The sequence below is a fragment of the Mycobacterium pinniadriaticum genome (assembly GCF_026242045.1).
GTDB lineage: Bacteria > Actinomycetota > Actinomycetes > Mycobacteriales > Mycobacteriaceae > Mycobacterium > Mycobacterium pinniadriaticum.
Genome location: NZ_JAPJDO010000025.1, coordinates 63,956 through 87,961, shown reverse-complemented (window position 1 = coordinate 87,961; position 24,006 = coordinate 63,956). Strand labels below are relative to the sequence as shown.

27 protein-coding genes are annotated in these 24,006 nt (G+C 67.9%); 10 read left to right on the top strand and 17 right to left on the bottom strand.

Features of this window, described 5'->3' with window-relative positions; all coding sequences use genetic code 11:
• Nucleotides 1-107: 107 nt before the first annotated feature.
• Genes ORI27_RS23190 through ssd form a run of 7 tightly spaced genes read right to left on the bottom strand, consistent with a single transcriptional unit; the run spans nt 108 to nt 4,562 of the window.
• Nucleotides 108-491 (bottom strand): Rv3654c family TadE-like protein, encoded by a 384-nt coding sequence (locus tag ORI27_RS23190; protein ID WP_265999327.1) that lies wholly within the window; start codon nt 489-491, stop codon nt 108-110.
• Nucleotides 445-729: a TadE family type IV pilus minor pilin gene (locus ORI27_RS23185; protein WP_407666404.1), complete on the bottom strand. Its 285-nt coding sequence runs from the start codon at nt 727-729 to the stop codon at nt 445-447. Before ORI27_RS23185 ends, ORI27_RS23190 begins: the two co-directional genes overlap by 47 nt.
• A gap of 41 nt (nt 730-770) precedes the next feature.
• Nucleotides 771-962, bottom strand: coding sequence for a DUF4244 domain-containing protein (locus ORI27_RS23180; RefSeq protein ID WP_265999329.1), 192 nt, complete (start codon nt 960-962; stop codon nt 771-773).
• Between the two features lie 27 nt (nt 963-989).
• Nucleotides 990-1,565, bottom strand: a complete 576-nt coding sequence (locus tag ORI27_RS23175) for a type II secretion system F family protein (RefSeq protein ID WP_265999330.1) — start codon at nt 1,563-1,565, stop codon at nt 990-992.
• Nucleotides 1,562-2,338 (bottom strand): type II secretion system F family protein, encoded by a 777-nt coding sequence (locus ORI27_RS23170; RefSeq protein ID WP_265999331.1) that lies wholly within the window; start codon nt 2,336-2,338, stop codon nt 1,562-1,564. Before ORI27_RS23170 ends, ORI27_RS23175 begins: the two co-directional genes overlap by 4 nt.
• On the bottom strand, nt 2,335-3,498 hold the full coding sequence (locus tag ORI27_RS23165) for a TadA family conjugal transfer-associated ATPase (RefSeq protein WP_265999332.1): 1,164 nt from the start codon (nt 3,496-3,498) through the stop codon (nt 2,335-2,337). The genes ORI27_RS23170 and ORI27_RS23165 overlap by 4 nt, the downstream gene beginning before the upstream one ends.
• Nucleotides 3,495-4,562, bottom strand: coding sequence for a septum site-determining protein Ssd (gene ssd, locus ORI27_RS23160; protein ID WP_265999333.1), 1,068 nt, complete (start codon nt 4,560-4,562; stop codon nt 3,495-3,497). The genes ORI27_RS23165 and ssd overlap by 4 nt, the downstream gene beginning before the upstream one ends.
• A 451-nt stretch (nt 4,563-5,013) precedes the next feature.
• Between ssd and ORI27_RS23155 the strand changes: the two genes are divergently transcribed.
• Nucleotides 5,014-5,838 (top strand): HAD-IB family hydrolase, encoded by an 825-nt coding sequence (locus ORI27_RS23155; RefSeq protein ID WP_265999403.1) that lies wholly within the window; start codon nt 5,014-5,016, stop codon nt 5,836-5,838.
• A gap of 371 nt (nt 5,839-6,209) precedes the next feature.
• Here the strand turns inward: ORI27_RS23155 and ORI27_RS23150 are convergent, their stop codons facing one another.
• A complete protein-coding gene (locus ORI27_RS23150) occupies nt 6,210-6,956 on the bottom strand; it encodes an oxidoreductase (protein WP_265999334.1) in 747 nt (248 codons plus the stop codon).
• A gap of 138 nt (nt 6,957-7,094) precedes the next feature.
• Between ORI27_RS23150 and acs the strand changes: the two genes are divergently transcribed.
• Entirely contained in the window at nt 7,095-9,071 is a 1,977-nt protein-coding gene (gene acs, locus ORI27_RS23145; protein WP_265999335.1) for an acetate--CoA ligase, read from the top strand.
• Nucleotides 9,072-9,105: 34 nt separating this feature from the next.
• Here the strand turns inward: acs and ORI27_RS23140 are convergent, their stop codons facing one another.
• On the bottom strand, nt 9,106-9,810 hold the full coding sequence (locus ORI27_RS23140; RefSeq protein WP_265999404.1) for a S1 family peptidase: 705 nt from the start codon (nt 9,808-9,810) through the stop codon (nt 9,106-9,108).
• Nucleotides 9,811-9,980: 170 nt separating this feature from the next.
• Here ORI27_RS23140 and ORI27_RS23135 point away from each other — a divergent pair, with 170 nt between their 5' ends.
• Complete coding sequence (locus ORI27_RS23135) at nt 9,981-10,493, top strand: phage holin family protein (protein WP_265999336.1); 513 nt, start codon at nt 9,981-9,983, stop codon at nt 10,491-10,493.
• Nucleotides 10,493-11,449 carry an alpha/beta fold hydrolase gene (locus ORI27_RS23130; RefSeq protein ID WP_265999405.1) on the top strand — a complete coding sequence of 319 codons (957 nt, stop codon included), beginning with the start codon at nt 10,493-10,495 and terminating at the stop codon, nt 11,447-11,449. The genes ORI27_RS23135 and ORI27_RS23130 overlap by 1 nt, the downstream gene beginning before the upstream one ends.
• Here the strand turns inward: ORI27_RS23130 and marP are convergent.
• The 4 genes from marP to nth are packed head-to-tail and all read right to left on the bottom strand — an operon-like array spanning nt 11,442 to nt 14,797.
• Nucleotides 11,442-12,629, bottom strand: a complete 1,188-nt coding sequence (marP, locus tag ORI27_RS23125) for an acid resistance serine protease MarP (RefSeq protein WP_265999337.1) — start codon at nt 12,627-12,629, stop codon at nt 11,442-11,444. The two genes, ORI27_RS23130 and marP, sit on opposite strands and share 8 nt — an antisense overlap.
• Nucleotides 12,626-13,429 carry an NUDIX hydrolase gene (locus ORI27_RS23120; protein ID WP_265999406.1) on the bottom strand — a complete coding sequence of 268 codons (804 nt, stop codon included), beginning with the start codon at nt 13,427-13,429 and terminating at the stop codon, nt 12,626-12,628. Before ORI27_RS23120 ends, marP begins: the two co-directional genes overlap by 4 nt.
• Before the next feature lie 23 nt (nt 13,430-13,452).
• A complete protein-coding gene (locus ORI27_RS23115) occupies nt 13,453-14,094 on the bottom strand; it encodes a TlpA family protein disulfide reductase (RefSeq protein ID WP_265999338.1) in 642 nt (213 codons plus the stop codon).
• Between the two features lie 22 nt (nt 14,095-14,116).
• Nucleotides 14,117-14,797, bottom strand: a complete 681-nt coding sequence (nth, locus tag ORI27_RS23110; RefSeq protein WP_265999407.1) for an endonuclease III — start codon at nt 14,795-14,797, stop codon at nt 14,117-14,119.
• Between the two features lie 213 nt (nt 14,798-15,010).
• On the opposite strand from nth, the gene ORI27_RS23105 reads away from it, so the two are divergent.
• Together ORI27_RS23105 and crp are read left to right on the top strand one after the other, a co-directional pair.
• Nucleotides 15,011-15,310, top strand: a complete 300-nt coding sequence (locus tag ORI27_RS23105; RefSeq protein WP_265999339.1) for a hypothetical protein — start codon at nt 15,011-15,013, stop codon at nt 15,308-15,310.
• A gap of 100 nt (nt 15,311-15,410) precedes the next feature.
• On the top strand, nt 15,411-16,085 hold the full coding sequence (crp, locus tag ORI27_RS23100) for a cAMP-activated global transcriptional regulator CRP (RefSeq protein WP_005138643.1): 675 nt from the start codon (nt 15,411-15,413) through the stop codon (nt 16,083-16,085).
• Between the two features lie 49 nt (nt 16,086-16,134).
• Here the strand turns inward: crp and ORI27_RS23095 are convergent, their stop codons facing one another.
• The 3 genes from ORI27_RS23095 to ORI27_RS23085 are packed head-to-tail and all read right to left on the bottom strand — an operon-like array spanning nt 16,135 to nt 17,551.
• A complete protein-coding gene (locus tag ORI27_RS23095; RefSeq protein WP_407666397.1) occupies nt 16,135-16,869 on the bottom strand; it encodes an MBL fold metallo-hydrolase in 735 nt (244 codons plus the stop codon).
• Nucleotides 16,870-16,901: 32 nt separating this feature from the next.
• Complete coding sequence (locus ORI27_RS23090; RefSeq protein ID WP_265999342.1) at nt 16,902-17,393, bottom strand: RidA family protein; 492 nt, start codon at nt 17,391-17,393, stop codon at nt 16,902-16,904.
• Nucleotides 17,390-17,551, bottom strand: coding sequence for a DUF4177 domain-containing protein (locus tag ORI27_RS23085; RefSeq protein ID WP_005138621.1), 162 nt, complete (start codon nt 17,549-17,551; stop codon nt 17,390-17,392). Before ORI27_RS23085 ends, ORI27_RS23090 begins: the two co-directional genes overlap by 4 nt.
• A gap of 62 nt (nt 17,552-17,613) precedes the next feature.
• Between ORI27_RS23085 and ORI27_RS23080 the strand changes: the two genes are divergently transcribed.
• Both ORI27_RS23080 and ORI27_RS23075 read left to right on the top strand, forming a co-directional pair.
• Nucleotides 17,614-18,636 (top strand): ArsA-related P-loop ATPase, encoded by a 1,023-nt coding sequence (locus ORI27_RS23080; protein ID WP_265999408.1) that lies wholly within the window; start codon nt 17,614-17,616, stop codon nt 18,634-18,636.
• Nucleotides 18,637-18,695: 59 nt separating this feature from the next.
• Nucleotides 18,696-19,832, top strand: a complete 1,137-nt coding sequence (locus ORI27_RS23075) for an ArsA family ATPase (protein WP_265999343.1) — start codon at nt 18,696-18,698, stop codon at nt 19,830-19,832.
• Nucleotides 19,833-19,869: 37 nt separating this feature from the next.
• Here the strand turns inward: ORI27_RS23075 and ORI27_RS23070 are convergent, their stop codons facing one another.
• Nucleotides 19,870-20,223: a WhiB family transcriptional regulator gene (locus tag ORI27_RS23070; RefSeq protein WP_323055655.1), complete on the bottom strand. Its 354-nt coding sequence runs from the start codon at nt 20,221-20,223 to the stop codon at nt 19,870-19,872.
• Between the two features lie 291 nt (nt 20,224-20,514).
• Here ORI27_RS23070 and ponA2 point away from each other — a divergent pair, with 291 nt between their 5' ends.
• Both ponA2 and ORI27_RS23060 read left to right on the top strand, forming a co-directional pair.
• Nucleotides 20,515-22,950, top strand: a complete 2,436-nt coding sequence (gene ponA2 / locus ORI27_RS23065; protein WP_265999344.1) for a transglycosylase/D,D-transpeptidase PonA2 — start codon at nt 20,515-20,517, stop codon at nt 22,948-22,950.
• A 75-nt stretch (nt 22,951-23,025) separates the two neighbouring features.
• Nucleotides 23,026-23,982, top strand: coding sequence for a metallophosphoesterase (locus ORI27_RS23060; protein ID WP_265999345.1), 957 nt, complete (start codon nt 23,026-23,028; stop codon nt 23,980-23,982).
• Nucleotides 23,983-24,006 lie beyond the last annotated feature (24 nt).

The window sequence follows — 24,006 nt, the reverse complement described above, 5'->3', positions numbered from 1 at the left end:
CGCATCCAACAACTCACGCTGATCATCAGAACGACCCTGCACCCACCAATTGTCCCCAACACCCCACCACAACCAACCCCGCCACGCGGGAATAATTCAGCAGGCTCCTAGCCCACGTTCAGGGGCCCGGCCCGCGCCGCCGCGTGGGCCCGGCCACCGATGAGTCGGCCGGTGGCGGCCTCGACCGCCACCACCACGTCCAGCTCGGCGATATCGCACTGCCGCAGCACCGTACCCATGGCGCGGGTCACCGCCGCTGCCTGCCGGCATGCGCTGTCGGCACCACGCGGCAGCCACATCGCTGCCGCCAGCGCGGCCATGTCCGCACCGGCCTGCGCCCGGTGCCGGGCCACGACTGCCCCGCCGATGTGCACCCCGCCCAGGGTGATCGCCACCAGGGCGGCGACCAGAATCGCCGCGAAAACCGTAGCTGCGCCCGTTTCGTCACCGGCCAGGTTCGGCCGCCGCGACCGCGTCGGCGGTGATGACAACCCCCGGCAGCAGTCGGGACCGACCGCTGACCGTCGCACGGAAGAAACCGCCGTCGTGGCGCAACCGCAGCGTCGCACCCGCCGGCCCGACTCCGCGGACCGCGACGCCCGCCCCCGCCTCGTCGCCGCGGGCCGCCAACCGTGCGGCTTCGCGCGCGGCGTCGATGCACCGCACCTGCATCGCCACCGCGGTGAGGCCACCGGCGCAGACGACCAGCACCAGCACCAGTGCGGCGATTGCGAGGGCCGCCTCGACGGTAGCGAAACCGGAATCACCCGTTAGACGTTCGTGTTGAGCGCGCGGTTGATGATGTTGGTCAACGCGCTGACGATCGAATCGCCGGTGACGACGCTGTACAGGATCGCACCGAACGCGGCCGCGGCGATCGTGCCGATCGCGTACTCGACGGTCGACATCCCGGACTCGTCGACCGCCGCGATCATCAACCTCGCCTTCAAGCGGTGAATCATATTGGTGAACAATGTATTTCCTCTCCATCACAGTATCCCTGACGTGAATACATCGCCGGCCAGTCCGGCGACCACAGGCACGATGCCCAGGCAGATGAAAGCGGGCAGGAAGCACAGCCCGAGCGGTCCGGCGATCAACACCGACGCCCTCTCGGCTGCCGCCACCGCGGCGTGCCCGGCGTCCTGACGCTGTTGTTCGGCCAGTTCGGCCACTCCTTGGGCCAGGGCACTTCCCGAGGACGCCGAACGGCGTGCCAGCCTGCTCAGCGCTGCCCCACCCTCCCCGGTCGGCTCAACCGCCCGGGGCCAAGCGGTGTCCGGGTCGGCCCCTAGCGCCAACAGATCGGCCGCTCTGCGCAGCACCGCGGCGAGTCGTTCCGGGGACGATGGCGCTGTAGCCGCCGCAGCGGCGGCCACCGACATGCCGGCGAACAGACACACCGCGAACACATCGAGCGCAGAGGCAGTCGCAAGCGGATCACGACGCCCGGGGCGGTGCACCGCCTCAATGCTCCACTTGCCCAATCCGATCCGCCGGCGCACAGCGACCGGCCCCGGCGCGAACAGCAGCGCGACGGCCAGCAGCGTCGCGGCGGCGCTCACGTCAGGATCCGATCGGTGATGTGGTCGGCCCATACCAGTCCCGCGCAGACCAGACCGACGCCCGTGACGAGCAATACACTGCCCGCCCCGCCACCCAGGAGGAACCGCACTGGATGCGCACCGATCAACTCCCCGAGCAGAACGCCGACCAGTGGCAGACCCGCCAGAATTCCCGCAGTGGCTCGCGCGCCGGCCAGGCCTGCCTCGACCCGGGCGATGAACCGCTGCCGCTCCATGATGTCGCGTTGGGCAGCGCGCATCAGCGCGGCCATGGCCAGGCCGTGATCGGCGGCCAACCGCCAGCACACCGCGAGCCGATCCCACTGCGCGGGAACCGACGTCGAGTCGGCCATCGCCAGCAGCCCGGCGCCGACGTCGGCGCCCAGCCAGGCTCGCGCAGCCACAGCACGTAGCGCCGCGCCGATACCGCCGTCAGACTCACCTGCGGCAATGGCGAAGGCGCGCACTGGATGTGCGCCGACCCGCAGCTCACCGACCAGTGTCTCCAGCGCGCCCGCCAGGGCCCGGCCGGCTTGGTTGCGCGTCTGGTCGCGGCGACGACGGCGCCGACGCGCGAACAGCGTCATACCGAGCACCGCCGAGCAGAGCAACACCGGGGGTGGCAACAGAACTGCGGCGACAGCGCACGCCGCCAGCATCGGCCCGCGCACCCCCGTTCGCTGCGTCGCCAAGCCTATTCGCCCGCGTGGCGGAGGCGGCGCCGCCAGCACGGCGATGGCTAAAAGCACTGCGGCCAAGGATATTCCGTTCACCGCCGGCACTTTGCGATCAGATTGTCCAACTGCTGTCGACCGCGCTGCCAACCGATGTCCGCGTGCCACGCCGTCACCGCGTGCACGCCGCCGTCGTCGGCGCGGCACAGCACCGCGACCTCGTCGAGCCGGCGCGCACCGTCGCGGCCGCGGCCCACATGGACCACGACTTGAACCGCCGCAGCGAGTTGACTGTGCAGCGCCGTGCGATCGAGCCCCCCGAGGGCGGCCAGTGCCTCCAGCCGGGCCGGCACTTCGGCCGGGCTGTTGGCGTGCACAGTTCCGGCCCCGCCGTCGTGGCCGGTGTTCAGCGCAGTCAAGAGGTCGACGACCTCAGCTCCGCGGACCTCACCCACGACGATCCGGTCCGGGCGCATCCGCAGGGCCTGGCGGACCAGCTGCCGCAACGTGACCTCACCGGCACCCTCAACGTTCGCCGCCCGCGCCACCAGGCGAACCAGATGGGGATGCGGCGGTGCGAGTTCGGGAGCGTCCTCCACGCACACGATCCGTTCGCTGTCGGGGACCGCCCCGAGGGCTGCCGCCAATAACGTGGTCTTGCCGGCGCCCGTGCCGCCAGAAACAAGGAACGCCAACCGCGCCTCGATGACGCCGGTGAGCAATTCGGCGGCCGCAGGCGCGATCGCGCCCGCCGCGATCAAGGCCGCGAGGTCCTGGGTGGCGGGCCGGAGCACCCGCAGCGACAAACAGGTTCCGCCTGCGGCGACCGGCGGCAGCACCGCATGCAGACGAACCGAGAAGTCTCCGGCGCCCAGTCCGCTCAGTTGCCCGTCGACCCACGGCTGGGCATCGTCCAGACGCCGGCCGGCGGCCACCGCGAGCCGTTGGGCCAGGCGGCGAACCGCGGCTTCGTCGGCGAAGCGCACCGTGGTGAGCCGCAGCCCGTTTCCGTCGTCGACCCACACGGCGTCGGGGGAAGTGACCATGACGTCGGTCGTCCCCGGCGCGCGCAGCAACGGCTCCAGCAGTCCGGCGCCGGTCAGTTCGGTCTGCAGTATCCGCAGATTGCTGAGCACCTCGGCATCACCGAGCACTCCCCCGGACTCGGCTCGGATCGCCGCCGCGACGGCTGCCGGTCGCAGTGAGGACGACTCGGCGGCGAGCCGCTCGCGGACCCGCTCGACCAAGGAGGCGCTCACGCCGCACGCACCCGGCTACCGGCCGGTAACACTTCGAGGACCGCCCGGGCGGCTGCACCCAGTGGAGACCGCCGCCGCAGCCGCAGGCCGCCACGCTCAAGGCGTTCGGCGACCATGGGTTCCGGCCGCATTGCCGCCAACAACGGCAGCCCCGCGACCTCAGCCACCTCACCGGGCCGCAGCCCACCCGGGGCCGGCCCCCGGACCACCAGGCCGACGTTCGGGTTGATCCCGCGAAGCATCGGGGCCAGCGCCGAGACGGCCGCGGTGCCGCGCACGTCGCAGGTGGTGATCACCACCACCAGGTCGGCGCCGTCCAGGGTGGCTGTCACTGCCGCGGTCATTCGCCGCGGTAGATCACAGATCACAAGCATGCCGCCCCGCCGCCCCGCGTCGACGATCGCCTCGACCGCGCCGGCTTCGATCTCGTGGCTGTGCCGCGCGCTGGACAGCACGCTGACCCCGCGGTGGCTGGGCAGTGCATCGCGGACGGCGGCCCAGGCCAGGCGGCCGCCCTGCAGGCTCAGGTCGGGCCAGCGCAGTCCCGGCGCTGACTCGCTTCCGAGCAGCAAGTCGATGCCGCCACCCCACGGATCGAGGTCGACGAGCAGCGCGGCTGACGCCGCCTGCGCCAGCGCGGTCGCGAATGTCGAGGCACCGGCGCCGCCGCGCCCGCCGGTCACGGCGATCACCCGCCCTACCCGTGCGGAATCCGAAGCGCTCTCCGCGGCATCCGCAAGATGCCCGACCAATTGGCCATCGTGGCCGGGAAGTGCACAAACGTGCTGAGCACCGATCGCCATCGCGGCCGCCCAGGTAGGGCCATCCGGTTCGACCGAGGAGATCAGGATCACCCCGTCGCGCCGGGGCAGCCCGTCACGCTCACAGGTTCGGGCCGCTGCTACGTCGAGCAGAACGGCGGCCGCGGCCAACCACGTCTTGCGGGTCAGCGGTGCGGACGCCGTCACCGGTCGCACACCGGCGGCCGCGGCGATCCGATCAGCCTGGTCACGTAGTTCAGGATCGGCGACGAGGGTCAGAACAACCCTGGGATTGGTGCTCACCCTCCCACCGTCGGATGGCCGGGCGCACGACGCCAGGGGGCTGGCACGCAACTGTGGATGAGGGCCGATCTGGGGATCGATGATCGGTTCACTTACGCGCACAGAAGTGATCTCGGCAACTTTTGTCGAGTTTGCCGGGACCGACGATAATTTTTACTGGAGAAAAGGGACGACCCCCGCCAGGGGGGGGAGGAGGCGAGGGTCGTCGTGTATCAGCCCCGGGGGGTCGGGCTGATACACACCCGGCATAAGCCGAGTAATGCTTACTATACACACGACAATGTGCGGTAGCGCAAGTGTTGCTATCACTTCGAAACCATGTATTCGCTGTGAAAATGCAGGGTGTGACACGTGGCTTGGCCTGCCACTTTGTCCTCACGTCCAAAGCTGATTGGGCACCCGCCCTATCCTGGGTGGCGTGACCGTCCCCGCCTCGGCCGCCCGCCAGCTAATCGATCCCCAGCCCCGGCACGCGCCCGGCACCCGGTCCCGCACCGCGGCCTTCTTCGACCTCGACAAGACCGTCATTGCCAAATCAAGCACGCTCGCTTTCAGCAAACCCTTCTTCGACCAAGGGCTACTTAACCGGCGGGCCGTGCTCAAGTCCAGCTACGCCCAATTCCTGTTTCTGATGCCCGGCGCGGATCACGATCAGATGGACCGGATGCGCTCCTATGTCACCGCCATGTGCGCCGGCTGGGACGTCGAACAGGTCAGGGCGATCGTCACCGAGACGCTGCACGACATCGTCGACCCCCTGGTCTTCGCCGAGGCCGCCGAACTGATCGCCGACCACCGGCTCTGCGGTCGCGACGTCGTGATCGTCTCGGCGTCTGGGGAAGAAATCGTCGCCCCGATCGCCCGCGCACTGGGTGCCACCCACGCGATGGGCACCCGGATGGTCGCCGAGGACGGCAAGTACACCGGCGAGGTCGCCTTCTACTGCTACGGCGAGGCCAAGGCGGCGGCCATCCGCGAACTGGCCGCGCTGGAGGGGCACTCGCTCGAACACTGCTACGCCTATTCGGATTCGATCACCGACCTGCCGATGCTGCAATCGGTGGGCCACCCGACCGTCGTCAACCCCGACCGCGCGTTACGCAAGGAAGCCGCGGCCCAGGGCTGGCCGGTGCTGACGTTCTCACGGCCGGTTCCGTTGCGGGACCGGATACCCGCGCCATCGGGCGCGGCGGTGGCCACTACCGCGGCGTTGGGCATCAGCGCGCTGGCCGCCGGGGCGTTGACCTACTCGGTGTTACGGCGGTTGTCCTTCTAACGCGACCAATCCGTTGCTTACCAACCCCTTGCTGTGATGGGGGTCACGGAGTACAAAGGAAGCACGGACGCCTGGCGAGGCCAAGATAGCGCCGGAAGAGAAGGCACTATCTCCCAACCCAAGCGGCCCAGCACGGTTCCCGGCACCCACGCGGAGCACGCCGCGATATGGCAGAAGTGTTGCGGGCCTGCGTAATTGCGAAAAGCGAACGGACATAACGTCCCCTTGGGTGGGGATGTCAACGAGGCGCATCGCAAAACCGCCGAGGCCTACCCACGCAGCCCACATTGCACGCTTGGTAACCAGGTAACCGTGCTAGCGGGCGGTGCGCTGAAGATATTCGGATCGCCGCCCGCTTCGCTACGTTCCGATCACTTCGACGCTGCCTCCGCGATCGACATCGCCTCTCGCGCACCGTCTTCCAAGGCTTGACAACACATCAGCACCCAGGCGCCGACCGCCTCAGGTGCCCCCGTCGCGAAGGCATGCGCATTCGCCTGGTATTCCTCGGCGCGGCGCATCCAGTACACCTCGGGCACCCCGAGCCCGTGCGGATCGAGGCCGGTCGCCATGGTGACAAGGCGCGACACCGCCCGCGCCACGACACCGTCGCCAGGGCCGAACGGCGCCAGAGTCAGCAGTTCACCGTGGGCGACGGCGGCCAGCACCGGCGCCGGGGCACTGCTGACCCCGGTCACCAGCCGAGTGACCAGATCCAGCCGCGCGGACACCTCCGGGTCCGGGCGCGGCCGGCCCAGCAGATCCTCTTCGATCAGATCGGCGGCGGCCAGCGCATGCAGCCGGGCCAGGGCTTGCAGGGGTGCCCGCTGCCATACCCCGACGAGGTTGGTGGTTCCGCCTTCCAGCGCCTGACCGACGCGCAGCGCACCCGCCAGGATCGGATCGTTGGGCTCAATGCCGGAGCCGTCCAGTTGCACGGCGCCACCGTCGAGTGCTGAGGAGGATCTCGCCCCGCGGACGGCCGACTCGGCGGCAGTGACCGGCCAGTTCCGCAAGTTCGTGCGATGCCGGTGCGCCTTGGCCAGGGCGTCCCGGGCAGCTTCGGCGGCCCGCGCCACACCGGACAGATCCAGCAGCGGAGCCAGGAGATCACTCACGTTCGGTCACGCTATCGGCGGCGCCGCGGTCGCCACTAACCGGGTCGTCGCGCGCCGTTCGGCGCGTGACACGAACCGCCCGCCGACGAATGTGACGTGCCAACGCCGATGCAACGTTCGGTGACTACGCTCACAGACATGACCGAGGCGCACACCGAAGTTCTGACCTCCTACCCACCGTCGGCTGATTTCGCCGCCACCGCCAACGCTACCGCCGAGCTCTACGACGAGGCCGAGGCCGACCGGTTGGCATTCTGGGCCAAACAAGCCAACCGGCTGTCGTGGGAAACCCCCTTCACCGAGGTGCTCGACTGGTCGCAGGCACCGTTCGCCAACTGGTTTGTCGGCGGCAAGCTCAACGTCGCGTACAACTGCGTCGACCGGCACGTCGAGGCGGGCAACGGCGACCGGGTCGCCATCCATTGGGAGGGCGAACCGGTCGGGGACTCGCGGGTGCTCACCTACGCCGAGCTCAAGGATGAGGTCTGCAAGGCCGCCAACGCGTTGACCGAGCTGGGGCTGACCGCGGGCGACCGGGTGGCCATCTACATGCCGATGGTGCCCGAGGCCATCGTGGCGATGCTGGCCTGCGCACGCCTGGGCGTCATGCACAGCGTGGTCTTCGCCGGTTTCTCGGCGGCCGCGCTACGGGCGCGTATCGAGGATGCCGAGGCCAAGTTGGTGATCACCACCGACGGACAGTACCGGCGGGGAAACGCGGTGTCGCTCAAGGAGGCTGTCGACGAGGCGGTGCAAGGGCTCACGGCCGCCGAAAATGGCCCTGTTCAGAACGTTCTGGTGGTACGCCGCACCGGTATCGACGTCAGCTGGACCGAGGGCCGTGACCTGTGGTGGCACGAGACAGTCGATGCTGCGTCCACCAAGCACACCCCCGAGGCGTTCGACTCCGAACAACCGCTGTTCCTGCTCTATACCTCGGGGACCACGGGTAAGCCGAAGGGCATCATCCACACCTCCGGCGGCTATCTGACCCAAGCGTCCTACACCCATTTCAACGTCTTCGACATCAAGCCGGAGACCGACATCTATTGGTGCACCGCCGATATCGGCTGGGTAACCGGCCACACCTACATCGTCTACGGGCCGTTGTCCAACGGGGCGACCCAGGTCGTCTACGAGGGCACCCCGGCTTCCCCGGACGAGCACCGCCACTTCCAGGTGATCGAAAAGTACGGTGTGACAATCTATTACACCGCTCCGACGTTGATCCGGACGTTCATGAAGTGGGGCCGGGAGATCGCATTCGCCCACGATCTGTCCAGCTTGCGGCTGCTCGGGTCGGTCGGCGAGCCGATCAACCCGGAGGCCTGGCGCTGGTATCGCCTGGTGTTCGGCGCCGACACCACGCCGATCGTGGACACCTGGTGGCAGACGGAGACCGGCGCGGCGATGATCTCCCCGCTGCCCGGCGTGACGGACTGCAAGCCGGGTTCGGCGATGCGGGCGCTACCGGGTATCTCGGCCAAGATCGTCGATGACGACGGAAACGAGTTGCAGCCCAGCCCCGATCACGGTGAACACGTCACCGGCTACCTCGTGCTGGACAAGCCGTGGCCGGCGATGCTGCGGGGTATCTGGGGTGATCCCGAACGGTTCCGGGACACCTACTGGGCACGCTTCGCAGAGCAGGGGTGGTACTTCGCCGGCGATGGCGCCCGTTACGGCAGTGACGGCGAGGTGTGGGTGCTCGGCCGTATCGACGACGTGATGAACGTGTCCGGGCACCGGATCTCCACCGCCGAGGTCGAGTCCGCGCTCGTGGGGCACGCCGGGGTCGCCGAGGCAGCCGTCGTCGGCGCCTCCGACGACACCACCGGTCAGGCGATCTGCGCCTTCGTCATCCTCAAGGCCCATCACGCCGACATGTCGAGCCAGCAGATGGTCGACGAGTTGCGCGCAGAGGTTTCCCGGGAGATCTCCCCGATCGCCAAACCGCGCGAGATTCACGTGGTGCCCGAACTGCCGAAGACCCGCAGCGGAAAGATCATGCGCCGGCTGTTGCGTGACGTGGCCGAGGGCCGCGAACTCGGCGACACCTCGACACTGGTCGACCCGACCGTGTTCGAGGCGATCCGGGCCAGCAAGGCCAACTAGATAGAAAGGGCCCGCGCGGACCCGGACCATCGGGTCAGGACGGGCCCACGACGTCCCGGGTCGGGACGAATCCGGTGCCCGGGCGGTCCTTGGCCGCGACATCGCCGAGGATCGAGTTGATCGACATCGTCACCGCGGGCGTGTGCAGCGGTATGAACTTGATGACGCAGGTCGGCAGGTCTTCGCTGAACGCGCCGTGAATCATGCCGACCAGCTTGTTGTCGACGGTGACCGGCGCGCCGGAGTCGCCCGGCTGCCCGCAGACCTGATTGACGATGGTGCCCGGATCCTGTCCCGGGCCCCAGGTGACCCCGCAGGAATAGCCGGTGGTGCGGCCCAGCTTGCAGGCGATCTTGCCGAACACCGGGTCGGGACCGATGCCGTCGATGACGAACCCCTTGTAATTGGAGACCGGCTGCACCTTGGCCGGGTCGAACCGGATGACCGCGTAGTCGAGCTTGTCGTTGCCGGCGACCATAGTGCCGATGACGCCGTCGTCCGGCCGGTCTTCGGAAGCGACCTGGGCGCCGGGGCCACCGCAGTGCGCGGAGGTGAACCCGATGAGCGCGCCGGTGTTGTCGTTTCCGATGGCCGTGAGCGTGCAGTAGATGTCGCCGTTGACGACGATGCCCGCCCCGCCGCCGATCGGCACCTTGCCGTCGGCCGCGGCCGTCGGCGCCAGTGCGGGGGCAAGGACGATGAGGGCGCTGAGGGCCGCGCCAACGGCGCCAATCTTCAGCCGCACACGCTGCGCGGTCGTCACTGGCAACCTCCATCTACCGTCCACCCCGACACGGTGAGTCTAGCGTGGCCACACCCGTAACTTGCGTAACAGCTCACTGGGTATCCCGCCGCGAGCCCGGCATGGCAACATGAACCGCGACGACAGCGAACAGTTGGAGGACAGCCGTGAGCAATGGCGATCGCACGAACGGGGTGCCCACCACAGTCACCTCGATCCCGCTGGTGGACCCGAACGCGATACCCGCCAATCCCTCCATCGGTGATCTGGTCAAAGACGCCACCACACAGGTGTCCACCCTGGTGCGCGCCGAGGTCGAGCTGGCCAAGGCCGAGATCACCCGGGATGTGAAGAAGGGCCTGACCGGCAGCGTCTTCTTCATCCTCGCGCTGGTGGTGTTGTTCTACTCCACGTTCTTCCTGTTCTTCTTCCTCGCCGAGCTGCTGGACACCTGGTTGTGGCGCTGGGTGGCGTTCCTGATCGTGTTCCTTCTGATGGTGGTCACCACCGCGGTCTTCGCCTTGCTGGGTTATCTCAAGGTGCGCCGGATCCGCGGCCCGCAGCAGACGATCGAATCGGTGCGAGAAACCCGGGACGCGCTGACACCCGGCCACGACAAGGGCGCCGACAAGGACATCACCGCGGGCAGCGCGCCACCCAAGGACCCTTCGGGCTGGTGATGACACAACCGGATCCGTCGGTCACCCGCATCGCGGGGCCGTGGCGCCACTTCGACGTCCACGCCAACGGAATTCGGTTCCATTGCGTCGAGGCGCGGGGCGGCGCCGAGTTGGCGGCGGGGACCTCGCGTCCGCTGGTGATTCTGCTGCACGGCTTCGGTTCGTTCTGGTGGTCCTGGCGTCATCAACTGCGCGGCCTGTCCGGTGTCCGAGTGGTCGCCGTCGACCTGCGCGGCTACGGCGGCAGCGACAAACCGCCCCGCGGCTATGACGGCTGGACGCTCGCCGGAGACACCGCCGGGTTGATCCGCGCGCTCGGCCACAGCTCGGCGACCCTGGTGGGGCATGCCGACGGCGGACTTGTCTGCTGGGCGACCTCGGTCCTGCATTCGCGGGTGGTCCGGGGCATCGCGCTGGTGAGTTCGCCGCACCCGGCCGCCCTGCGTGCTTCAGTGCTGACCCGGCGCGACCAGCGCCGGGCGTTGTTGCCGACTCTGCTGCGCTACCAGGTACCGATATGGCCCGAGCGGGCGCTCACCCGGCACAACGCCGACCATCTCGAGCATCTGGTACGCAGCCGCGCATCGGGTAAATGGCTTGCCTCCGAAGACTTTTCAGAGACCATCTCACATATGCGCAAAGCCATTCAGATTCCCGCGGCGGCGCATTCCGCGTTGGAATACCAGCGTTGGGCGGTGCGCAGTCAGATGCGCAGCGAGGGTTGGCGGTTCATGAGATCGATGGACCGCCAGCTCGATGTTCCTCTCGTGCACCTGCGTGGGGACGCCGACCCGTACGTGCTCGCCGACCCGGTGGTTCGCACCCAGCACTACGCGCCGCGCGGACGGTTCGTGTCCGTCGCGGGCGTCGGACACTTCGCCCACGAGGAAGCCCCGGACGAGGTCAACGAACACCTGCGACGGTTCCTCGACCAGGTGTACGGCCGCCTCAGGTGACGCAAGCCCCGGTGGGCACTTTCTCGGTGTGACCGATCTTGGCCAGCTGACGCGACACCTCGTTGGCCGTCATCACAAATCCCGTGTCGTTGTCGTCCACCGCCGCCCCGAACACCACGCCCAGCACCTGGCCGGCTCGATTGATCATCGGACCACCGGAATTTCCCTGGCGCACCGTACCTCTGATGGTGTAGACCTCCCGGTTGACCGTGGTGGTGCGATAGATGTCCGGCCCATTGAGCTCGATGATCTCCCGCACGCGAGCCGGTGTCGCTGCGAACTCCCCCCCGCCCGGGTAGCCCAGCACCACCGCGTCGGTGCCCGACTTGGCCGGTTGATCGGCGAATACCAGGGGACGCTCCGGCAGGTTCGGCACGTCCAGGATGGAGATGTCCTCGTTGGGGTCGTAGGAGACGACGGTCGCCGGGTACTCCTGCCCCTCGGCGTCCACAGTGACGCTGTCCGAGCCGGCGACCACATGCGCGTTGGACATCACCCGATTGGGGGCGATGACGAAACCGGTACCTTCCAAGACCTTCTGACACTCCGGGGCGACACCGCGGATCTTGACCACGCTGGGCCGGGCGGTGGCGACGACCAGACTGTCGGCTAGCGATGCGTCCGGGGCATCGACCGCTTGGATCGGAGTGCGGCCGAACGGCTGCAAAACGTCGGGCAGCCCCGAGGTGCGCAGTAGTGCCGACATCCGCTTCGGCACCGTCTTGAGCCATTCGGGTGCGTACTTGTCTACCTCGGCAAGCACTTTCGAGCCGCGGGTCGCGGCGGCCAGGTTCGGTTGGTCCGATGACGTCAGCGGACTGGCCAGCAGCCACGCCGCCACCATGACCACGACAAGCTGCAGAGCCACGCCGATCACCGAGTCGACGGTGCGCACCCCGCGGTTGCGGATTGCGCCGCGCACCGCGCGACCGAGCACCACGCCGGCGACCTCACCGACCACCACGAAGGCGAGGATCAAGAACAGCGCGGCGAACAACTTGCCGCGCGGGGAACTGATGTGGCTGACGATGTGCGGAGCCAACATCACCCCGGCGATGGCACCGAGGATCACGCCCACGAACGACATCAGTGAGCCCAACGCACCGGACCGCCAGCCCGAGATGGCCGCGACGAACGCCACAGCCAACACGGCGATGTCCAGCCATTGCGAACTCGTCACAGGGGCTCCTCACTGCTTCCCACGAGCGCTATCGCCTCGTCCAACCCCCGGACGTCTTCGGTGTTCCACGGTTGCGTCCACCCGGCCACGTCGAGCATCGCCGAGATTACGTGACCGGTGAATCCCCACACCAGCATCTGATTGAGCAGGAACGCCGGTCCGGCGAAGCTGCGGCCCGCCGCGCTTCGGTACACCATCAGCCGATTCTCAGGATTGATGAAGGCCCGCAGCGGAACCCGCGCGACGATCGCGGTCTCTGCCTCGTCTACAACGCCCACCGGCCCCGGATCCGGCGAGTAGGCCAACACCGGAACGACGTGAAAACCGGAGGGCGGAATGAACATTCGTTCCAACGTGGCCAGCGGATGCAGGCGCCGCGGGTCAATACCGGTCTCTTCCTGAGCTTCTCGCAAGGCGGTGTGGACGGGACTGGCGTCGTCGGGGTCCGCCGCCCCACCGGGGAACGCCGCCTGGCCGGCATGGTGGCGCAGCGTGCCGGCGCGCACGGTCAGCAACAGATCGACATCATCGGGCAACTGTCCACCCGCGCGCGGAGAGCTCGGCCCCGAGAACAGCACCAGCACCGCCGCGTCGCGGCTGCCGGCGCCGGCCACCCCAGCTTCGGTGACCGCGGCCAGAAGCTCAGGGGGCACCTTGCGGCGATATGCCTGCGGCACCTGGTCGACGTTGTCGACCAGTGGCGCCAACCACGGCGGCCGGATTTGCGGGGTGAGTGCAACCGGTCCCGCCGAGCGGGTGGGGGCACCACCCGTTTGCGGGGGAGTACCCCAAGAGGTCACCGGCGCGTCTCTCTCGTCTGTCGTCACTGCAATGCATTCTTCACCGCGACAGCGATCTCGTCGGCACTGGTGAACGCCTGCGGCAGAATTTTGGCAACGCTACCGTCCGCGCGCAGCACGACGGTCGCGGGCATCACGTTGGGCACGCCCAACGCCGCGGCGATCCGTCGTTGCCCGTCCTGCAGCGTCGGTAGCCGCACGCCCAACTCGGCCAGCCGCAGCAGCGCTGCCGCTTCGTTCTCGTCCTGATGCACGGTCACCACGGCGATATCCGGACCAACTCGGCGCTGGTAATCCGCCATCGCGGGCAATTCTTCGGCACACGGCCCGCACCAATACGCCCACAGGTTGAGCACCGCCGGACGGCCGGCCAGCGCGCGGGCGACATCCACATCCGCGCCGTCGCCGGCACACTCGACGACGATGCCGCGCAGTTCCTTCGGCCCGGCAGCGCCGCCCGCTGGTGGGCACGGCTCGAGGTCTGCGCGCTGGCGGGGCACCGCCAACGCCTCGGGCGTGTCGGCATCGCGATGGGCTCGCGCGACCTGGGCGCCCGGTGCGCCCGAGTTCTCCGACGGGGTGTCCTCCAGTGAGACGACCAGCGCCACCACCAACGCCGCCACCACGGCGAGCACGAACAGGGTCCAGCGGGTCGATGTGGTCATCAGTGTGGAGCCGGCCGAGCGGTCAGAGCCCGGCCAGCGCCAGCAGGTGCTCGGTCTCGGGCCCCTTCACCAGCGGCGCGGCCACCACCGGATCGGTGGGACCGAGCCCGAACGACGGACAGTCCTTAGCCAGCATGCACACCCCGCACGCGGGCTTTCGGGCGTGGCACACGCGACGGCCATGAAAGATCACGCGATGACTCAGCAGCGTCCACTCGCTGCGTTCGATCAGCTCGCCGACGGCGTGTTCGACCTTGACCGGGTCCTCCTCTGCGGTCCAGCGCCAGCGCCGGACGAGCCGACCGAAATGCGTGTCCACGGTGATGCCCGGGATGTCGAAGGCGTTGCCCAGGATCACGTTGGCGGTCTTGCGGCCCACCCCGGGCAGGGTGACCAGTTCGACCATCGTGCGCGGCACCTCGCCGTCAAACCGCTCGACGAGCTCCTGACCGAGCCGGATCAACGAGTTGGCCTTGTTGCGGTAGAAGCCGGTGGGGCGGATCAGTTCCTCCAGCTCGGCGCGATCGGCCTGCGCATAGTCCCGGGCCGTCCGGTATCTCTTGAACAGCGCCGGGGTGGTGAGGTTGACCCGCTTGTCAGTGGACTGAGCCGACAGAATTGTGGCGACGGTCAGTTCCAGCGGGTTGGTGAAGTCGAGTTCGCAGTACACGTGCGGGAACGCGATGGCCAACGTCCGGTTCATCCGCCGAGCCCGCCGCACAAGGCCCAGGTGAGTCTCCGAATCCCACTTCTTCGACTCCGCCTTCGTGGCACCCCGGGCCCCGGCGGTCCTGCGCCTGGTCGGCGGGCTGTCCGTGGTCACGTTGCCAGGGTACTGACTCCGCCCTTTGAAGCTGCGGGCTGACCGGTGACAATTCGTAATCCCGCTGAGACCTTGCGCGTGTTTACTTTCCCCGTGACCTGGTTGCTCGCGGCGTGTGTCCCCGGGCTGTTGATGCTGTCGACGTTCGGGTTACAGCGAGTCGAAGAGGCGTTGCATGCCGAACGCACCGGTGCCGACGAAGTGACCGAATATCTCGAGCGAGCCGCCAAGCCCGCACCTGCGCCGGCGCCGCCCCGATTCGAAACCTGGCCCTCCGGCGGGCAGGCGGATTCCCACCCAGGTGACCGCGAACCCGGTTTGCCGACGCGGTCATATGCCCACGCAAGGCCGAATCCGCAGTTTCACCGGACCCAATACGCCAATCGTGTGTAGCGTTGGCACGTCGCAAGACCGGCTACCACTACACTGACATAGCCCAGCAATACAGCTGGCCTGCGCATTTCACATCATCGAAGAGTTTAAGAGGGGCAACGTGGACGAGATCCTGGCGAGGGCCGGAATCTTCCAGGGGGTTGAACCCAGCGCGGTGTCCGCGCTGACCAAACAGCTGCAGCCGGTGGACTTCCCGCGTGGACACACGGTCTTCGCCGAGGGCGAGCCGGGTGATCGGCTGTACATCATCATCTCCGGCAAGGTGAAGATCGGCCGCCGTTCCCCGGATGGCCGGGAAAACCTCCTGACGATCATGGGTCCGTCGGACATGTTCGGCGAACTGTCGATCTTCGACCCTGGACCGCGGACATCCAGCGCCACCACTATCACCGAGGTGCGGGCGGTCTCGATGGACCGCGACGCGCTGCGGGCGTGGATCGCCGATCGCCCCGAAATCGCCGAGCAGTTGTTGCGAGTGCTGGCCCGTCGCCTGCGCCGCACCAACAACAATCTCGCCGACCTGATCTTCACCGACGTTCCGGGTCGCGTCGCCAAGCAGCTCCTTCAGCTCGCTCAGCGATTCGGCACCCAGGAGGGCGGCGCGCTGCGGGTCACCCACGATCTCACCCAGGAGGAGATCGCCCAGCTGGTGGGGGCGTCGCGCGAGACGGTCAACAAGGCGCTGGCGGACTTCGCCCATCGCGGGTGGATCCGCTTGGAGGGCAAGAGCGTGCTGATCAGCGACTCCGAACGGCTGGCCCGCCGAGCGAGGTGAGCACCGCGGCAGCGGGGCGCGCCCGAGCGAGTTTGAGCATGGGTGCTCGCTAGCGGAGGTAGTCCAGCTGAGCGCGCACCGACTTCTCGGCGGCGTCCCACAGTTCCTGATCGACGTCGGTGTAGACGTGCTCGACGACTTGGCGCGCGGTGGCGTCCTCGCCGAGTACCTGCAGGGCCGCGCGCACCTGATCCAGCCGTTCCTCCCGATGCGCCAGATACATCGTGGTGACGGCCTGCAGGTCGTCGAGCTCGGGCCCGTGCCCGGGCAGCACCGTGCGGTGCCCCAAACCTTGCAGCCGCTGCAGTGAATCCAGGTACTCGGTCAGGCTGCCGTCTTCGTCGTCGATGACGGTGGTGCCCCGGCCGAGCACGGTGTCGGCGGTCAATACGGCGTCATCAACCAGAAAGGACAGCGAGTCAGCGGTATGGCCCGGGGTGGCCATCACGGTGATCCGCAGGCCTGCCACATCGATGACCTCGCCATCGGTCAGGGGCCCACCCAGGCCGCGCAGGAATCCGCTGGCCACCGAGCGGACCACCGCACCACAGGCGTCGACGAGCTTGTCGATGCCGCCGGTATGGTCCTCGTGCTTGTGGCTGATCAGCACCAACGGGATCGGGCCGAGTTCAGCGAGCCGGCCGATGTGCTCGTCGTCGTCCGGGCCGGGATCCACGACCACCATCTCGTCGCTGCCGGGCCCGCGCAGCACCCAGGTGTTGGTGCCGTCCAGCGTCATGACATTCGGGTTGTTGCAGAGTAGGACGGAGGCCGTTCGGGTCACCGGCCTCAAGATCCCGTAGGCGGGATGCTCGCTCACCCGACCTCGACGATGAGCTCAACCTCCACCGGCGCGTTCAGCGGCAATTCGGACACCCCGACCGCCGACCGGGCATGCGCACCGGCCTCGCCGAACACCTCCCCGAGGAATTCCGAGGCCCCGTTGATGACGCCGGGTTGACCGGTGAAGCCCGGCGCCGACGCGACGAATCCGACCACTTTGACCACCCGGGTCACGTTGTCGAGCCCTACAACCGAATCGACGGCGGCCAGGGCGTTGAGCGCGCACAGGCGCGCGGCGTCGCGGGCCTGTTCCGGGCTCACGTCGGCGCCGACCTTGCCGGTGTGGATCAGGCTGCCGGCCTCCATCGGGAGCTGTCCGGCGGTGTAGACGAGGTTGCCGGTACGCACCGCGGGGAGGTAAGCGGCCAGCGGCTTGACGACTGTGGGCAGTGTCAGTCCGAGGTCGGCCAGTTTCGCCGTGACGTTCCCCGAGTCGCTGCGCTCCTGCCCGCCGGCACTGCTCACTTCGGCCGCTTCAGATAGGCGACGTGCTGCTCCCCGGTCGGGCCGGGAAGAACCGCGACGAGTTCCCAGCCGTCGGCACCCCATTGGTCGAGGATTTGCTTGGTCGCGTGGGTCAGCAGCGGCACCGTGGCGTATTCCCATGTCGTCGGTTGGCTCATAGCCGAAGCTTATCCCTCGGCACCAATGCCGCAGGGGGCCGCGGGGGCTTGGCTAGCATGCTCTGATGGCGACCACACCGAGCGATGGCAGCTCCCTAGCCTGGCCTTCCCGCCTGACCAAGGCGCGCTTGCATTTTGTGACCGGTAAGGGCGGCACCGGCAAAACCACCGTTGCCGCCGCGCTGGCATTGACACTGGCCGCGGGCGGACGCCGCGTTCTTCTGGTGGAAGTGGAAGGGCGCCAAGGCATTGCGCAGCTGTTCGACGTGCCGCCGTTGCCGTACGAGGAGCTGAAGATCGCCACCGCCGAAGGCGGCGGACACGTGAACGCGCTCGCCGTCGACATCGAGGCGGCGTTCATGGAATACCTGGAGATGTTCTACAACCTCGGCCTCGCCGGCCGGGCGATGCGCCGGATCGGCGCCATCGAATTCGCGACGACGATCGCCCCTGGTCTGCGTGATGTGTTGCTCACCGGCAAGATCAAGGAGTCGGTGGTGCGGCAGGACCGCAACAAGAAGCCTGCGTACGACGCAATCGTCGTCGACTCTCCCCCGACCGGGCGGATCGCCCGGTTCCTCGACGTCACCAAGGCCGTGTCCGATCTGGCCAAGGGCGGCCCGGTGCATTCCCAGGCCGATGGTGTGGTCAAGCTTCTGCATTCCGAGCAGACCGCGATCCACCTGGTCACCCTGCTCGAGGCGCTCCCCATCCAGGAGACCATCGAGGCCATCGAGGAACTCCAAGAGCTCGGCCTGCCGATCGGCAGCGTGATCGTCAACCGCAACATCGCGCCGTTTCTGCCGCCGGCCGACCTCGCCAAGGCGGCCGAGGGGGACATCGACGCCGACGCGGTGCGCGCCGGGCTGAATCGGGTGGGCATCAGCTTGTCGGATGCGGACTTCGCCGGACTGCTGACCGAGGCCATCGAGCACGCCAGCCGCATCCGGGCCCGCGCCGAGAGCGCCGAGCAACTCGACCGCCTGCACGTGCCGCGGCTGGAGCTGCCGACCATACCCGACGGCGTGGATCTGGGAAGCTTGTACGAATTGGCGGAAACGCTTGCGCAGCAAGGCGTCCGATGAACGAAGTGAAGAGGACAGGTCGAGCAGAAGTGAAGAGGACAATCGAGGTGAGTAGGTAAATGAGCGGCGCACCTCCGGCACTCGACATGAAGTCGATCCTGGAAGACAAGTCCAACCGGGTCGTGGTCTGCTGCGGCGCCGGCGGAGTGGGCAAGACCACCACCGCGGCGGCGATGGCGCTACGGGCCGCCGAGTATGGCCGCACCGTGGTGGTGTTGACGATCGACCCCGCCAAACGGCTGGCACAGGCGCTGGGAATCAAGGAGCTCGGCAACACCCCGCAGCGGGTTCCACTGGCTCCCGAGGTGTCCGGTGAGCTGCACGCGATGATGCTCGACATGCGCCGCACGTTCGACGAGATGGTCATCGAATACTCGGGAACCGAACGCGCCCAGGCGATTCTGGACAACCAGTTCTATCAGACCGTCGCCACGTCACTGGCCGGCACGCAGGAGTACATGGCCATGGAAAAGCTCGGCCAGCTGCTCGGACAGGACCGCTGGGATCTGGTGGTGGTGGACACCCCGCCGTCGCGCAACGCGCTGGACTTCCTCGACGCCCCCAAACGGCTGGGCAGTTTCATGGACGGCCGGCTCTGGCGCCTGCTGCTGGCCCCCGGACGGGGGTTCGGTCGCCTGGTCACCGGTGTGGTCGGCCTGGCGATGAAGGCGATGTCGACCATCCTGGGTTCGCAGATGCTGGCGGACGCTTCGGCGTTCGTGCAGTCATTGGATTCGACGTTCGGCGGCTTCCGGGAGAAGGCCGACCGCACCTACGAGCTGCTCAAGAGGCGCGGCACGCAGTTCGTCGTGGTTTCGGCGGCCGAGCCCGACGCGCTCCGGGAGGCCTCGTTCTTCGTCGACCGGCTTTCGGAGGAGAACATGCCACTGGCCGGACTGATCCTCAACCGGACGCATCCGACGTTGTGCGCGCTGACCGCGGAGCGCGCCGTCGACGGAGTCGCGGACCTGGAGGCCGCCGGCACGGACAACGACGGAAACCAGCTTGCGGCGGCGGTGCTGCGGATCCACGCCGACCGGGCGCAGACCGCGAAGCGGGAGATCCGGCTGCTGTCACGGTTCACCGGCGCCAATCCACACGTTCCGGTGGTCGGCGTGCCGTCACTGCCGTTCGACGTTTCCGATCTCGACGCCCTACAGGCGATCGCCGATCAGATCACTGGAGAGACCGCGTAAGCGACTGCGGTCGAGGGGCCGCAGTCCGGCTCGGAAATTAGCTAACGCTGCGGTGCTTGCGCTGCGCGGCGAAGAACTCGGCCCAGGACACCACCTCGGGGTGCTGCTTGAGCAATGCGCGACGCTGACGCTCGGTCATGCCGCCCCACACGCCGAACTCCACACGGTTGTCCAGTGCGTCGGCACCGCATTCGGCCATGACCGGGCAGTGCCGGCAGATCACTGCCGCTTTGCGCTGCGCGGCGCCACGGACAAACAGTTCGTCAGGGTCGGTTGACCGGCATAAAGCCCTCGATACCCACGCGATCCGGGCTTCCCCGTCCACTCCCTGGACGGAACCGTTCAATAGCGCTGCGCTTGGCTTGCGGGCAGCGGTTCGAATACCTGACACCGACGATCCCCTTCGTCCGGCCGCAAGCGCGGCTGACAATCTTCTGGTGTAGGCCGCGTATGCGATCTACGCCACATCACGACTCCGAGTGTTACCTGAATCGCACTGTCTGTTTAAGTTAGGTGGTCAGGTATCTTTTGCGCAACAGTTAGATCACAGGTTTTTTGGGACGCCCGTCCAGACCGATCATGAACTGGCATTTTCTGACTCCCCCGTAAATACCCTTGTATATCCTCGTCCCGCTCGGGGACGCTCCGCAAGACCCCATGGGCCGTCGTTACTCTGTTACTCATGTCGGAACGCCCTCCGGCCGGCGCAACGCTCATCAAGCTGGCCTGGTGCTGCCTATTGGCCAGCGTGATACTCGCGGCGCTCCTGTTTCCCGTGGTCGGCGGCATCGGATTGATCTCCAACCGCGCCTCGGATGTGGTGGCCAACGGCTCGGCTCAGCTCGTCGAGGGTGAAGTGCCGGCCGTGACGACCATGGTGGACGCCAAGGGCAACCCCATCGCGTGGCTGTACTCGCAGCGCCGCTTCGAGGTACCCAGCGACAAAATCGCCGACACGATGAAGCTGGCAATCGTTTCGATCGAGGACAAGCGGTTTGCCGAACATAACGGTGTCGACTGGAAAGGCACGCTGACCGGCCTGGCCGGCTACGCCTCCGGCGACGTCGACACCCGCGGCGGATCGACCATCGAACAGCAATACGTCAAGAACTACCAGCTGCTGGTGATCGCCCAGACCGATGCGGAGAAGCGCGCGGCGGTGGAGACCACCCCGGCACGCAAACTGCGCGAGATCCGGATGGCGCTGACGCTCGACAAGACGTTCACCAAGCCGGAGATCCTGACCCGATATCTCAACCTGGTCAGCTTCGGCAACGGCGCCTTCGGCATCCAGGACGCCGCGCAGACCTACTTCGGCGTGGACGCCTCGCAGCTGAACTGGCAGCAGGCCGCACTGCTGGCCGGTCTGGTGCAGTCGACCAGCACGCTCAATCCCTACACCAATCCCGACGGCGCGCTGGCCCGCCGCAATCTCGTGCTCGACACGATGATCGACAACGTCCCCGACAAGGCCGACGAACTGCGGGCCGCCAAGCAGGAGCCTCTGGGCATCCTGCCCCAGCCCAACGAGCTGCCACGCGGCTGCATCGCCGCCGGTGACCGGGCATTCTTCTGCGACTACGTGCAGGAATACCTGGCGCGCGCGGGCATCAGCAAGGACCAGCTGGCCAGGGGCGGGTACCTGATCAAGACCACGTTGGATCCCGATGTCCAAAGCTCGGTCAAGTCGGCCGTCGACTCGCTCGCGCCCCCGGACATCCAGGGCATCGCCAGCGTGATGAGCGTCGTGCTGCCGGGTAAGACGGCCCACCCGGTGGTTGCGATGGTCAGCAACCGGACCTACGGGCTGAACTCGGCGCTCGGGGAAACCATGCAGCCGCAACCGTTTTCGCTTGTGGGGGACGGTGCCGGGTCAGTCTTCAAGATCTTCACCACCGCCGCGGCCCTCGACATGGGGATGGGCATCAACGCCAACCTGGACGCCCCGGTGCGCTTCGAGGCCAAAGGGCTGGGCAGCGGCGGCGCCCGGGGTTGCCCGCAGAACACCTGGTGTGTGCAGAACGCGGGCAACTACCGCGGCTCGATGAGCGTCACCGACGCGCTGGCCACCTCCCCCAACACCGCCTTCGCCAAGCTCATCTCCCAGGTCGGCGTGCAGCGCACGGTCGACATGGCGGTCAAGCTGGGTCTGCGCTCCTACGCCGAGCCGGGTACCGCGCGGCCCTACGAGCCGGACAGCAACGAGAGCCTGGCCGACTTCATCAAGCGCCAGAACCTCGGGTCGTTCACGCTGGGCCCGATCGAGGTGAACGCCCTGGAGCTGTCCAACGTGGCGGCGACCCTGGCCTCGGGAGGGACATGGTGTCCGCCGAGCCCCATCGACAAGCTCTATGACCGAAACGGCAACGAGGTGTCGGTCACCACGGAGACCTGCGACCAGGTGGTGCCCGAGGGGCTGGCGAACACCCTGTCCAACGCCTTGAGTAAGGACGACAGCAGCGGCACCGCGGCCGGCTCGGCCGGTTCGGTGGGCTGGAATCTTCCGATGTCCGGAAAGACCGGCACCACCGAGGCGCACCGGTCCTCGGCCTTCCTCGGCTACACCAACCACTACGCGGCAGCCGCCTACATCTACGACGATTCGCCCAACCCGTCGGACCTGTGCTCATGGCCGCTGCGGCAGTGCGGTGACGGCAATCTCTACGGCGGCAACGAGCCCGCCAAGACCTGGTTCACCGCCATGAAGCCGATCGCCGAGAGCTTCGGCGACATCGCGCTGCCACCGACCGACCCGCGCTTCGTCGACGGCGCCCCGGGCTCACGGGTGCCCAGTGTCGCGGGCCTGACCCCGGCTGCCGCGCGTGACCGGCTCAAGGACGCCGGCTTCCAGGTCGCCGACCAGTCGACCCCGATCAACAGCACGGCACCGGCCGGTGCGGTGGTCGGGACCTCCCCCAGCGGGCAGACCGTTCCGGGCTCGATCATCACCATCCAGGTCAGCAACGGGATCCCGCCGGCGCCACCACCGCCGCCGCCGGGGACGCCACCGATACCGGGTCTGGACGGTGCGCCGTTCGGTCAGACCGTCGTGCAGATCCCCGGACTGCCGCCCATCACGGTTCCGCTGCTGGCCCCGCCGGCGCCACCGCCACCGTGACATAGGCGTTCCGCGACGGCTTGCGCTCCCCGCTCGACCCGATGGACCCCGGCTGGGGGCAGTATTCTTGCCGGTATGGCTGTGCCGTCTGCAGTGAAGTCGTCCGCCCTCGTGGCCGCCAGCTCGGCCGCGCTCGCGGTCGGCTACGCGACCGTGATCGAGCGCAACGCGTTCGTCGTGCGCGAGGTGACCATGCCGGTGCTGTCACCGGGCTCCACCCCGTTGCGGGTGCTGCACCTCAGCGATATCCACATGCGCCCGACGCAGCGGCACAAGCAGGCCTGGCTGCGCGAGCTGGCCCGGTGGGAGCCCGACCTGGTGGTCAACACCGGGGACAACCTGTCGCATCCGAAGGCGGTACCCGCGGTGGTGCAGGCCATCGGGGACCTGCTGTCGGTGCCCGGCGTCTTCGTCTTCGGCAGCAACGACTACTTCGCCCCGAAGCTGAAGAACCCCGCCAAGTACCTCTACGACCGCGACCATCGCATCCACGGCAAGCCGCTGCCGTGGCAGGACCTGCGCGCGGCGTTCACCGAACGCGGCTGGCTTGACCTGACCCACAACCGGCGCGACTTCGAAGTCTCCGGGTTGACCATCGCGGCGGCCGGCGTCGACGACGCCCATCTGGGACGGGATCGCTACGACACGATCGCCGGCCCGGCCAACCCCACGGCCAACCTCACCCTCGGCGTCACCCACGCGCCCTACACCCGGGTGCTGGACCGGTTCGCCGCCGACGGCTATCAGCTGATCATGGCCGGGCATACCCACGGCGGGCAGCTGTGCCTGCCGTTCTACGGCGCGCTCGTCACCAATTGCGACCTGGACCGCTCCCGCGCCAGGGGCGCGTCGCGCTGGGGCGCGGACACCGCGCTGCATGTGTCCGCGGGCATCGGCACGTCACCGTTCGCGCCGTACCGGTTCTGCTGCCGCCCGGAAGCCACCCTGCTGACCCTGGTGGCCGCACCCACCGGCGGGCACGACGAGACCCGAAACGTGGTGCGCTCCACCCCTACCGCCTCGGTGCGGTGAGCCCCATCTGCTGCGCCGGCCGGG

Excerpts from the sequence above, each read along its gene's own strand:
- nth (WP_265999407.1), bottom strand. The coding sequence starts at position 14,797 with ATGAACCGGACGTTGGCCATCGCGTTCCCGCACGTGTACTGCGAACTC.
- acs (WP_265999335.1), top strand. The coding sequence starts at position 7,095 with ATGACCGAGGCGCACACCGAAGTTCTGACCTCCTACCCACCGTCGGCT.
- ponA2 (WP_265999344.1), top strand. The coding sequence starts at position 20,515 with ATGTCGGAACGCCCTCCGGCCGGCGCAACGCTCATCAAGCTGGCCTGG.
- ORI27_RS23075 (WP_265999343.1), top strand. The coding sequence starts at position 18,696 with ATGAGCGGCGCACCTCCGGCACTCGACATGAAGTCGATCCTGGAAGAC.
- ORI27_RS23130 (WP_265999405.1), top strand. The coding sequence starts at position 10,493 with ATGACACAACCGGATCCGTCGGTCACCCGCATCGCGGGGCCGTGGCGC.
- ORI27_RS23085 (WP_005138621.1), bottom strand. The coding sequence starts at position 17,551 with ATGAGCCAACCGACGACATGGGAATACGCCACGGTGCCGCTGCTGACC.
- ORI27_RS23060 (WP_265999345.1), top strand. The coding sequence starts at position 23,026 with ATGGCTGTGCCGTCTGCAGTGAAGTCGTCCGCCCTCGTGGCCGCCAGC.
- ORI27_RS23180 (WP_265999329.1), bottom strand. The coding sequence starts at position 962 with ATGATTCACCGCTTGAAGGCGAGGTTGATGATCGCGGCGGTCGACGAG.
- ORI27_RS23115 (WP_265999338.1), bottom strand. The coding sequence starts at position 14,094 with ATGACCACATCGACCCGCTGGACCCTGTTCGTGCTCGCCGTGGTGGCG.